Source organism: Microbacterium sp. lyk4-40-TSB-66 (assembly GCF_030209475.1).
Taxonomy (GTDB): Bacteria; Actinomycetota; Actinomycetes; order Actinomycetales; family Microbacteriaceae; genus Microbacterium.
On the sequence record NZ_JARVRW010000003.1, the window covers coordinates 117643 to 128825 of the forward strand.

General features: G+C 70.0%; 11 protein-coding genes. 3 read left to right on the top strand and 8 right to left on the bottom strand.

Going from position 1 to position 11183, the window contains the following annotated elements:
• Positions 1-15: 15 nt before the first annotated feature.
• The 4 genes from corA to QRO03_RS05690 all read right to left on the bottom strand — a co-directional run bounded on the left by corA (position 16) and on the right by QRO03_RS05690 (position 3640).
• The gene (gene corA / locus QRO03_RS05675) at positions 16-1014 is read right to left on the bottom strand and encodes a magnesium/cobalt transporter CorA (protein ID WP_285136554.1); all 999 of its coding nucleotides are present in this window, start codon (positions 1012-1014) and stop codon (positions 16-18) included.
• 46 nt (positions 1015-1060) lie between these two features.
• Positions 1061-1393, bottom strand: coding sequence for a DUF3140 domain-containing protein (locus QRO03_RS05680; RefSeq protein WP_285136555.1), 333 nt, complete (start codon positions 1391-1393; stop codon positions 1061-1063).
• 70 nt (positions 1394-1463) lie between these two features.
• On the bottom strand, positions 1464-2372 hold the full coding sequence (locus QRO03_RS05685) for an EamA family transporter (RefSeq protein ID WP_285136556.1): 909 nt from the start codon (positions 2370-2372) through the stop codon (positions 1464-1466).
• Positions 2369-3640 (bottom strand): serine hydrolase domain-containing protein, encoded by a 1272-nt coding sequence (locus QRO03_RS05690; protein WP_285136557.1) that lies wholly within the window; start codon positions 3638-3640, stop codon positions 2369-2371. Before QRO03_RS05690 ends, QRO03_RS05685 begins: the two co-directional genes overlap by 4 nt.
• A 184-nt stretch (positions 3641-3824) precedes the next feature.
• On the opposite strand from QRO03_RS05690, the gene QRO03_RS05695 reads away from it, so the two are divergent.
• The gene (locus QRO03_RS05695; RefSeq protein ID WP_285136558.1) at positions 3825-4478 is read left to right on the top strand and encodes a biliverdin-producing heme oxygenase; all 654 of its coding nucleotides are present in this window, start codon (positions 3825-3827) and stop codon (positions 4476-4478) included.
• 66 nt (positions 4479-4544) lie between these two features.
• Here QRO03_RS05695 and QRO03_RS05700 read toward each other — a convergent pair whose 3' ends face one another.
• Both QRO03_RS05700 and QRO03_RS05705 read right to left on the bottom strand, forming a co-directional pair.
• Positions 4545-5927 (bottom strand): ATP-dependent DNA helicase, encoded by a 1383-nt coding sequence (locus QRO03_RS05700; RefSeq protein ID WP_285136559.1) that lies wholly within the window; start codon positions 5925-5927, stop codon positions 4545-4547.
• A gap of 9 nt (positions 5928-5936) precedes the next feature.
• On the bottom strand, positions 5937-6410 hold the full coding sequence (locus tag QRO03_RS05705; RefSeq protein WP_285136560.1) for a MerR family transcriptional regulator: 474 nt from the start codon (positions 6408-6410) through the stop codon (positions 5937-5939).
• Positions 6411-6461: 51 nt separating this feature from the next.
• On the opposite strand from QRO03_RS05705, the gene QRO03_RS05710 reads away from it, so the two are divergent.
• Positions 6462-7295 carry an NAD(P)/FAD-dependent oxidoreductase gene (locus QRO03_RS05710; RefSeq protein ID WP_285136561.1) on the top strand — a complete coding sequence of 278 codons (834 nt, stop codon included), beginning with the start codon at positions 6462-6464 and terminating at the stop codon, positions 7293-7295.
• A 91-nt stretch (positions 7296-7386) separates the two neighbouring features.
• Positions 7387-8466, top strand: coding sequence for a hypothetical protein (locus tag QRO03_RS05715; RefSeq protein WP_285136562.1), 1080 nt, complete (start codon positions 7387-7389; stop codon positions 8464-8466).
• Positions 8467-8565: 99 nt separating this feature from the next.
• Here QRO03_RS05715 and QRO03_RS05720 read toward each other — a convergent pair whose 3' ends face one another.
• Together QRO03_RS05720 and QRO03_RS05725 are read right to left on the bottom strand one after the other, a co-directional pair.
• Entirely contained in the window at positions 8566-10551 is a 1986-nt protein-coding gene (locus tag QRO03_RS05720) for a bifunctional copper resistance protein CopD/cytochrome c oxidase assembly protein (RefSeq protein ID WP_285136563.1), read from the bottom strand.
• A 78-nt stretch (positions 10552-10629) separates the two neighbouring features.
• Positions 10630-10917, bottom strand: a complete 288-nt coding sequence (locus QRO03_RS05725; protein WP_013584778.1) for an HU family DNA-binding protein — start codon at positions 10915-10917, stop codon at positions 10630-10632.
• Positions 10918-11183: the final 266 nt, after the last annotated feature.

The window sequence follows — 11183 nt, forward strand, 5'->3', positions numbered from 1 at the left end:
TCCGGATGCCATGACTCAGAGCCACTTCTTCCACTTGAACGTCAGCCACAGCCCGAACGACACCGCGGCCATGAGCGCCAGCGCCAGCGGATAGCCGAACTGCCATTCGAGCTCGGGCATGTTCTTGAAGTTCATGCCGTAGATCGCCCCGACCAGGGACGGACCGAACAGGATCGCCGCCCAGCCCGAGATCTTCTTCACCTGCTCGTTCTGCTCGAGCGAGGTCTCGGTCTGCCGCCGCGTGACGAGGGTGGCGTTGACGGTGAGCGCGTTGTCGAGTATCGCGCGCAGCGCCGTCAGCTTCTCGCACTGGCGCAGCACGTGGTCGAGCACGTCGCGGAGCGAGCGTTGCAGCTCGATGTCGACGCCGTACTTCTCCGCACCGCGCAGCAGCGATTCGAGCATGTCGCGCAGGGGTTCGGTCGCCCGCTGGAAATGGATGACCTCGCGGGCGAGCTGGTAGATCCGCTGCGTGAGGTCGGCACCGCCCGAGCTGAACAGACCGTCCTCGATCTCGTCGACGTCGTTCTGGAGCCCGCGCGCGACGGGGTCGTACTGGTCGACGACCTCGTCGAGGATCGCGTACAGCACGGCCTCGGGGCCGCGCGCCAGCAGGTCGGGCTGCTTCTCGAGTCGGCGGCGCACGCGCGAGAGGTCGGGCACCTCCGCGTGGCGCACCGTGACGACGTAGTCGGCACCGATGAACACGTGCAGTTCGCCGAACTCGACCGTCTCGGTCTCGTCGATGTAGCGAGCGGGACGCAGCACGGCGAACAGGTTGCCGCCGTAGCGTTCGAGCTTCGCCCGCTGATGTCCCGTGAGCGCATCCTCGACGGCGAGCGGGTGCAGCGAGAACTCGGCGGCCACGCGCTCGAGCTCTTCGGGCGAGGGGCGCAGCAGACCGATCCACGCCATCCCGCCGTGGGCCTCCATGTACTCGAAGGTCTGGTCGAGACTCGAGGGGTTCTCGATGCGGCGACCGCTGACGTACACCGCGCTGTCGATGATGGGCATGACTCCGTTGTACTCCCGCCTCCTATGCCCGGGGCCGACGCGCGGGTTACTTCTCGGGGTCGTTGCCCCAGTTCATGAGCGAGTAGCGCCAGTCGGTGTCGGTGGTGTCGCCCTTCGGCTTCTGCGCGCTGTGGCGCTTGACGTAGCCGACCACCTTGCGCATGTGCTTCAGGTCGTCGTCGGTCAGGTCGGCCTTCTTCTTCTCGAGGATGCGCACGATGTGCCGCCCGCTCGCGTGACCGGTCGACTCCCCGCCGCCGTCCTTCTTCTGGCCCACCGCCTTCGACTCGTCGGTGTCGAGCCACTTCTTCAGCTCGCTCGCGGTCATGTTGACCGCGTCGTCGAAGTCCTTGCGGGTCTGGTCGTCGTCATCGCTCATGCCGTCATCCTCGCCACGGTCGGGCGGTGCGGACGCCCCCTTGCGCCGACCGCGGCGCGGTGGCATCCGCTCAGACGACGGGCTCGCTCAACGGCTCGTCGGCGTCGGGTCCCGGATGCCGTGACGCAGCGCTCCGACGGGCCGCGGCGAGCACCGCACCGATGCTCGCGGCGATCACCAGCGCGATCCCGACGATCTCGAGCCACGACAGGTGCTGGCCGAGCAGCAGGAAGCCCGCGATCGACGCCGTCGCCGGGCCCAGACTCATGAGGATGGCGAACGCCGAGGCGGGCAGGCGCCGGAGCGCGACGAGCTCCAACGCGTAGGGGATGGTCGACGACAACAACGCGACCGCCGCTCCCAGCGCGAGCAGGTCGACACGCAGCAGCGCCGGACCCGCCTGCCAGATCCCGAAGGGCAGCGCCATGACGGCACCCACGGTCATCGCCAGCGCGAGACCGTCGAGCCGCGGGAACTCGCGTCCCACGCGCGCCGACGCGAGGATGTACAGCGCCCAGCTGACGGCGGCACCCAGCGCGAACACGACACCGAGGACGTCGAGCCGATCCCAGCCGCCCGCGCCGAGGGCGACGACGCCGGTCAGTGCCAGCCCCGCCCAGAGCCAGCGGGCGATGCCCGAGGCGGTGAGGATGGACAGCGTCAGCGGACCGAGCACCTCGATCGTCACGGTCACCCCCAGCGGCAGCCGCGCGAGCGCAAGGTAGAACAGCCCGTTCATGGATGCCAGCACCACCCCGAACCCGACGACGGAGCGCCACGCGTACCCCGTGTGCCCGCGCAGCCCCGGGCGGGCGATCAGGAGCAACAGCAGCGCCGAGAACACCAGGCGAAGCATCACGATGCCGAGCGGCCCCGTCTGCGGGAACAGCATGACGGCGAACGACGCACCGACCTCCTGGCACGCGAGTCCGACGAGGACGAGGGCCGCGGCCGACCCCTGTCCGCCGCGTGGGGTCATCCGGCGGGGGGCGAGCAGATCGCGTTGGCGGAGATGTTCTCGCGCATCTGCTCCGCCGTCCACGGAAGACCCGCCTCGGGCATCGTCTGGCCCTGCGCGGCCGGCGCCTTCGAGGCGATCGCCGCGAGCTGCCACGCGAGCCACGCGCCCGTGTTCTCGTTGCCGGCGGAGTTGTTCAACGCGACCGCGACCGACATCCCCGTCGCGGGGTCGGCGAAGGCTCCGACGATGTAGCCGGGCGTCGAGCCGAACTGGCCGATCAGCGACCCCGCCTGGTAGGCGCCGCCCGCCGCGGTGAACCACGTGGGCTGGTCGGAGGCGACCGGCACGGGATTCGCGAAACGGTCACTGCCGTCGGGCAGGAGCGCATCGGTGGCCAGCGCCTGCGCGTAGCGCCCGAGATCGCGGATGTCGGTCACAGCCCCCGAGGCCGCGGCACCGTAGCTCGCCGACATGGTCGTGAACTCGCCCGGCTGTGCGCAGTCGTAAACGCCCTCGGCGTTGGGTTGCGACCAGTGGCCCGTGAGCGGGGCAGTACCGGGGACGGAGGCAGCGGACGGTGGCATCGACGTGGAATCGAGACCTAGGGGCTCGATCACGCGCTCAGTGATGACATCAGCGAGGGACTCACCGGTCACTCGCTCGACGGCGAGGCCGGCGACGAGGAAATTGGTCGGCGATGACGCGAACTGCACTCCGGGGTCGTTCAACCGCGGCTTTGAGATGCCATAGGCCATCAGCTCGCGAGCATTCCAGATGCGCCCGGGGTTGGTCCACGTCAGGAAATCGAGGCTTTGCGTGTACGAGGCGAGCCCGGAGGTGCCATCACACAACTGGCGCAGGGTGATGGCCTCATAGCCGGGCATATTGCTCACCCAATCGGTGACCGAGTCGTCGAGCGACAGTCGGCCATCTGCGGCGAGGCCGTATAGCGTGTCGCAGGTCATCGCGCCGGTGATGTCGGCCGCGCGGAACTGCAGATCGGGGGTCACCTCCGCCCCACCCGGGCTCTGCGTGCCCACGCCGGACACCCAGCTTCCGCTCCACGGTGCCCAGACGCCGACGACGGCTCCGGTCGCACCGGTGGCGGTGATGGCGGCGGTGACGGCGTCGCGCATCTCGGCGACCGTCACATCGGGGAGGGGGGCATCCACCTGTGCGGGGACGTCGATGGCCACCGGGCTCGGGCCCGTGCAACCACTCAACAGGATGGCGAGCATTCCCGCGCCCGCCGTCGCGATGGCAGCGGTACGACGCCATCTCCCCATGTGAACCCCCAGCGTTTCCGAGCGCGGCGAAGCGCGCTCCCGATGCATTCAAACACACGGCGCCTGCGCGAACCCGCCGCTTGCGGGCACGGCCCGTCACGTCTGCATCACGACTGCGTCTCACCGCGGTTCGCGCGGGAATCTAGGGGTTAGGTAATCCTAACTGTGTGCGTATGATGGCCGCATGAGCGTCGTCCTCCCGTTCTCCGCGGCTCTGCGCGAGCGCTCCAGCAGCGCGCACTCGCCCCGCGAGTGCGACGGCTTCATGACCGACCTGCTCACCGGCGCCGGCACCCGCGACGACTACGTCGCGCTCATCGCCCAGCACTGGTTCCTCTACGCCGCCCTCGAAGAGGCGTCGGCGCGCATGCGCACCGACCCGGTGGCATCCGTCTTCCTCGGCGACAAGCTCTCGCGGCTGCCCGCCCTCGAGGCCGACCTCGCCTTTCTGATCGGTCCGCACTGGCGAGACGAGATCCGACCGCTCCCCACCACACAGGCCTATGTGTCGCGCATCCGTCGCGTGGCCGCGACGTGGCCCGGAGGGTTCGTCGCGCACCACTACACGCGCCTGCTCGGCGACCTCTCGGGCGGACCGTCGATCGGCCGGCTCATGCAGCGCCGCTTCGGCTTCGAGACCAACGGCATCGGCTTCCTGCTGTTCGGCGACATCGCCGACCCGAAGGCGTTCAAGAGCGTCTACCGCGAGCAGCTCGACGCCGCCCCCTGGGACGACGCCGAGAAGGAACGGGTCATCGCCGAGGTGCTCGTCGCGTACCGCTTCACCACCGAGCTGTTCGCCGACCTCACCCGCGCCAAGGCCCACCAGGTCGCCTGACTCCCGTCATCGCCGGGCCGCGCGCCGAGTGCCGGGCGCGACCGGGCCCGACGTATCCCGCCCGGGCTACGCCTGCTGCGCCGCGGCCGCGGCCTGCCGACTGAGCCACGCCTGCTTCATGAAGCGGCGCACGTCTTCGTCGACCCGGATGTCACCGGGGCGGAGCGGGCGCGTCAGGTAGAGCCCGTCGAGCGAGGTGAGACGGCTGAGGGCGACGTAGGTCTGCCCCGGCGCGAAGGCACCCGAGCCGAGGTCGACCACCGCCCGGTCGTACGTCTTGCCCTGCGACTTGTGGATCGTCACGGCCCAGGCCAGGCGCAGGGGGAACTGGGTGAACTCGGCGACGATCTCGCGCGACAGGTTCTTCGTGCCCGGGTCGTAGGCGTAGCGATACCTCTCCCACACGGCCGGCTCGACATCGTGCTGGATGCCGTCGACCTCGACGCGCACGCTGTCGCCGGCGATCCGGGTGACGGTGCCGATCGTGCCGTTGACCCAGCGCGGGGCCTCGCCGAACTGCGCCCCGTCGTTGCGGAGGAACATGACCTGCGCCCCGACCTTGAGCGTCAGCTCCATCTCGGCCGGGTAGTTCGCCTCGCCGCGGCCGAAGTCGCCGGAGATCTCGGCGCTGGCGGTCTGCGTGCGTCCAATGAGCTCGTCGAGGTGCTTGCGATTGATGGTGTTGACCCGGTCGTTGCGGGTCGCGAGCGTGATGATGGGGTGCTCGCCGTCGGCCGGGTGCGGGGGCGTGCGCGCTCCCGCCGCGTTCAGGATGCCGGCCATCTCGGCGGTGACGCGCCCGTATCGCACCGCGTTGAGCAGCGTCTTGAAACCCTGGTCCGACTGCCGGTGGATCTCGACGAGCTCGTTCACGTGCAGATCGGCCCCGTGGCGACCGATGTCGATGAGTCCGTCGCTCGCGGCCTCCCCCGACCAGACCTTCGCGTCGAAGAACCAGAACGACCGGTAGTGATCGCGGATGTACCGCATCTCGTCGCCCCGCGGCGGCACCGGTGCGAGCTGGTACGGGTCGCCGAACATGACGATCTGTGCGCCGCCGAACGGTTCAGCGCGCCGACCGCGCGCCTGACGGAGCGAGCGGTCGATGGCATCCATCAGGTCGGCGTTGACCATCGAGATCTCATCGATCACGAGGGTGTCGATGGCGTTGAGCAGCTTGCGGGTGGCGTCGTTCTGATCGATGTCGCCGCCCGCGATCAGCCCGATGGGAAGGCGGAACAGCGAGTGGATCGTCTGCCCCTCGACGTTGAGGGCCGCCACCCCCGTGGGCGCGCACACGGCGATCTGCTTCTTGGTGTTGTACGCCAGGTGTTGCAGCAGGGTCGACTTGCCCGTGCCCGCACGGCCCGTGACGAAGACGTGCTCGCGGGTGTCCTCGATCAACCGGAACAGCGCCTGCTGTTCGGCGGAGAGGGGCGGCGTGGTCACCGGCCCATGCTAGTTCGCACCGTCGTGGGCGGGCAGCGAAGTGCCGACCGGACCGCCGGCCGGCTCGGTGTGCAGGAGCAGCCAGCGCGCCTCGCCCGAGAGCACGTCGGCGACGTGGCTGCGGAACCGCGGGCACTGGGTGATGTCGTGCGACCGGCATCGCAGCGCGTGCTCGGTCATCGCGCGCGCCTGCGCGATGTCGGCGGCGCGGCGGTCGAGCTCGGCGACGTGCTCCTCGAGCACCCGGTGCCGGTCGGGGGCGTCGTCGTCGAGCAGCACGCGGATCTGCTCGAGGGAGAGCCCCGCCGCCTTGTTGCGCAGGATGACCGCGATGCGCACGGCGTCGTCGTCGCCGTATCGGCGCCGCCCCGCGCCGTCGCGGACGGGACGCAGCAGCCCCTCGTCCTCCCAGTAGCGCAGCACGTGGGTGTCGAGTCCGAACCGCGTCGCCGCCTCACCGATGGACTCCCCGCTTGACTTCATGTCGACATGAAGTCACACGATGGACGAGAACACAAGCGGAAGGAGTCCATCGTGTACGACGCGATCATCATCGGAGGCGGGCCCGCGGGCCTGCAGGCGGCCCTCACCCTCGGGCGCATGCACCGGCGCACCCTGCTGGTCGATTCGGGCTCGTACCGGAACGGCACCGTCCGTCACGCCCACAACCTGCTCTCCAACGACGGTCGCGACCCCGCCGAGCTGCGCCGGATCGGGCGCGCCGAAATCGCGGCGTACGACAGCGTCGAGGTCCTGGATGCCGCCGTCACCGCGGTCACCCGTGTCGATGACGGTCTGACGGTCGCCGTAGACGGCCGACTGCTCCACACGTCCGCGCTCATCCTCGCGACGGGTGTCGCCGACGAGCTCCCCGCGATCCCGGGACTCGCCGAGCACTGGGGCGACACCGTCGCCAACTGCCCGTTCTGCCACGGACACGAGTTCGCGGGCCGACCCGTCGCCGTGGTCAACGCCTCACCGCACGCCGCAGCCCTCGCCCGCATGCTCGAGCCGGTGGCATCCGAGGTCTTCGTCGTGGCGCCCGCCGATGTGCGCGCGGTCGCGGGGACGACGGAGGGGCTGCGATTGCGGCTCGCCGACGGTTCTTCGCGCGAGGTGGCGGGGGCGTTCGTCGCACCCGCGTGGACCGTGCGCGGGGAGATCGTCGACGCGCTCGGGCTGGAACGCCAGGAATCGGGCGCCGTGAGAACCGATCCGTTCGGTCGCACGAGCGTCGAGGGCGTCTACGCGGTGGGCGACATCGCCCAGCCCGACCACCTTCCCGGCCCGATGTTCTCGCTCGCCGCGGCGATCGCGGGCGGACAGCTCGCCGCCGCCGCCGTCGTGCAGTCGCTCGTCGCCGACTGACGCCACCGCGCGACCTGCGGGATTCCGCGGGAGTGCGCGATCGCGGGGCGCCGCGCGGCATGTGCGCAGGTGCACTTCTTAGACTGGGTACGTGAGCAACGCCGGCGGGGGCCCCGCGACGCCCGAGGGGGTCCGCGGCGCGCGCCGGCGCCGTCGCTTCGAGATCCCGGCGATGGTCCTCATCGGCGTCCTCCTCATCGCCTCCCTCGGCGCGGGCGCCGCCTCGCTGTATCGCGAGTTCTACAGTCCCCGCGCCTTCGTGCTGCACTACCTCGACCTGCTGCAGGAGCGACGAGCCGCCGACGCCCTCGCCATCCCCGGTGTCGCCGTCGACTCCGCCGAGCTCGAGGCCGCGGGGCTTCCCGCCACGTCGTCCGAGGCACTCCTGCGCCCCGAGTCGCTGCAGGCGGTGACGGATGCCGTCATCACCGGCGAGAGCGTCGACGGCGATCGCACGCGCGTCACCGCCAGCTACTCCGTCGGGGGTTACGCCGGGACCACCACGTTCGACGTGCAGCGCGACACGGGCGGCGCCCTGCTGCCCCGCTGGCGCTTCGCCCGCAGCCCCCTGTCGGTGATCGACCTCTCGGTGCAGGGTTCGATGCGTTTCGCCGTCAACGGTTTCGAGGTCGACAAGCGCCAGGTGTCGATCGAGGGCAACGCCGTCGAGCCCACCGCGGCACTCCCCCTGCTGGTCTTCTCCCCCGGGCTGTACTCCGTCGCGGTCGACACCGCCATCTCGTCGACCCCCGGCGTCGCCGTGCTCGCCGACGCACCTCTGGCCGGCATCCCCGTCGACGTGCAGGCGCAGCCGACGAAGGAGTTCCTCGGGGTCGTGCAGCAGCGCGTCGAGGACTTCCTCTCGGCCTGCGCCGAGCAGAAGGTGCTGCAGCCCACGGGCTGCCCCTTCGGCTTCACCGTGCGCAATCGCATCGACGACGCCCCCGCGTGGTCGATCGTCCAGCAGCCGGTGGTCACCGTCGAACCCGACGGGGCCGGGTGGCGCATCCCTTCGGCGGAGGCCGTCGCCCACATCGAGGTCGACATCCGGTCGATCTTCGACGGCAGCGTGCGCACGGTCGAAGACGATGTCGACTTCACCGTCGACGGTCAGATCACCGTGCAGCCCGACGGTTCGGCATCCATCCTGGTCGGCGGATCCTCCGACTGAGCGGCCGACGGGTGCCACCGTCGGCGCATCTCCCCAACGCGCGGCCGCGCTGATGCCGGGGTGGGCGGATCGTCCGATCGGGGACCGAGCGGATGCCGCTCAGCTGCGGCCGCGGGTGGCGACACGCGCGTCGCGGTCGGCCAGTCGCGCCAGCTCATCGTTGTACGCGTCGAGCTCGAGGTCGCCGACCCGGTCCACGTGACGGTCGCGGCGCTTCTGCTGCCGCTCGTCGCTCCGGCTCCACTGGATCGCGACCGTGATCGCGAGGATGAGCGTGGGGATCTCGCCGACCGACCAGGCCACGCCGCCACCGACGTACTGGTCCTCGAGGGGCGTCGCCCCCCAGGTGCGACCCATCGCCCCGAACCATTCCGCGACCATGAGACCGGAGTTCATCATGATCGCGATGCCGAAGAAGGCGTGCATCGCCATGATCGCGATGAGCACCAGCAGGCGCATCGGGTAGGGGAGGCGGAAGGGCACCGGATCGGTGCCGATGAGGCTGAGCACGAACAGGTACCCGGTGACGAGGAAGTGCGCGACCATCCAGATGTGGCCCACGTGGTCGTAGAGCGACCACCGGAAGAGATCCGTGTAGTAGAACGCCCAGAGCGAGCCGATGAACAGGCCCGCGGCGACGTAGGGGTTCGTCAGCACCTTCGCGACCGGGTTGTGCACCGCCCACAGGATCCACTCGCGTCCACCGCGCGTGCCGTCGTCGCGCTTGCGGATCGCGCGGGCGGCGAGCGAGACGGGTGCCCCCGAGACCAGCATCAGCGGGATGGCCATCGACAACAGCATGTGCCCGATCATGTGCATGCTGAACAGGTAGTCCTGGTAGACGTTGATCGGGCCCGATGTGACCCAGAACACCCCGAACAGGCCCAGGCACCACAGCACCGTGCGGTGGATCGGCCATGAATCGCCACGGCGGAGCAGGCGCCAGACGCCCGCGAGGTAGAAGAACAGACCGAACGCGACGATGAGCGTCCACAGCAGATCGATGTTCCAGGCCGTGAACCAGCGCTCGAGGGTCAACTCGGGCGGCAGAGGTGCGCCCGTGAGCACCTCGGCCGGCGACGTGCCGATCAGGGCCGCCTCGGTGGGCGGGGGCGTGCGGGCCAGCGCCGCGGCGACACCGCTCGCGACACCCATGAAGACGAGTTCGAGGGTGACCACGCCCCAGAACCGCGCGGAGCCCGGCTCGTCGGCCATGCGCGCGATGAGGCGGCGTCGGTACCAGGCACCCAGCACGCCCATGGCGAGGAGGGCGACGACCTTGACGAGCACGAGCGCGCCGTACGCCGACCACAGGTTCTGCAGGCCGTTCAGGCCGATCGACGCGCGCACGGTACCCGAGACGGCGACGACGACGAAGGCGACGAGGGCGATCGAGGAGTAACGGAGCAGCGTGGTCTGCAGCTGTCCGCGCGACATTGCCGGCCTGACGACGACGAGCAGGATGAGTCCGCCCAGCCAGGCCGCCGCCGCGATGATGTGCAGCACGAGGGCGGTGACCGCCGCGTCATGACTGGCTTCGGTGCCGGCGTGACCCTGCGTGCCCATCGGGATGAGCGAGGCCAGGGCGAGGATCGCGACGATGAGCGTGGGGATCCAAGAGCGCACGGCGAAGGTGAGCACCGTGAGCACCGCCCCGGCGATCGTGGTGATCAGCCACGCCTGTCCCGGCGGGCTCTCGACGAGGAAGCGTCCGAGCTGCTGCCCGAAGACGGCGTCGAGGGTCGGGGTCGCGTTCAAGACGTTGAGGAACGTCATGTACCCCGTGACCGCCGCGCCCACGGTGAAGACGGCGGCGCCGATCGATGCGGTGTCGAGGGCGATCTCGAACGACCGCTCCCCCGCGGGCAGCGCGAACAGTGCCAGCACCAGCGAACCGACCATCGTCGCCGCGGCGAGGTTGACCACCACCGTGGCGATCGGCAGGCCCCAGCGCACCACGGGGCCGGCATCGGCCAGGCGGCCGGGGGCCGCTCCGCCGCCGAAGGCGAGACCGGCGACGACGGCGACGATCGAGACCACGACCAGGATGACGGGTCCCGCGACGCGCAGAAGTCGGGGATTCACGCGTCCAGCCTACGTCGCGCGAGAACATCGAAGGGGGGATGCCGCTGGGCATCCCCCCTTCGATTATTCGGCGTCGTCTTACTTGACGGCGGCCTTGAGCTTCGAGCCCGCGGTGACCTTGACGCGCTTGCCGGCCGGGATCGAGATCTCCTCGCCCGTCTGCGGGTTGCGGCCCGTGCGAGCCGACGTCGCGACCTGCTCGAAGGCGATCCAGCCGGGAATCGAAACCTTGCTGCCCTTGGCGACCGCCTCGGAGACGGTGGAGAAGAGGGAGTCGAGCACGCCCGACACGGCGGACTGGCTCTGCCCGGTCGCGCTGGCGATGCTCGCGACGAGCTCGGTCTTGGTGATGGACTTGTCGGCCATGGGGTTGTCCTCCAGACGGCGGCGAATGCCGTCTCTCGTTACTCGGACGAGGAGGAATCCTCCTCGGTGGTCGGGAGACCGCCTCGACAGTATCAACCGAACCGCGGAATTACGCGGATTTTGACCGATAACGCCCTTTCAGGGCGGCGTGTCGCGGCGCGAGGGGGCCGGGGTGGCCGGGAACGAACGGCCCCGCGACCACGCGCGAGCGCGTCGCTCGGGCGGCTCGGGATGCCCCCGCGGCACCGTATGGGTGAAAAATAACG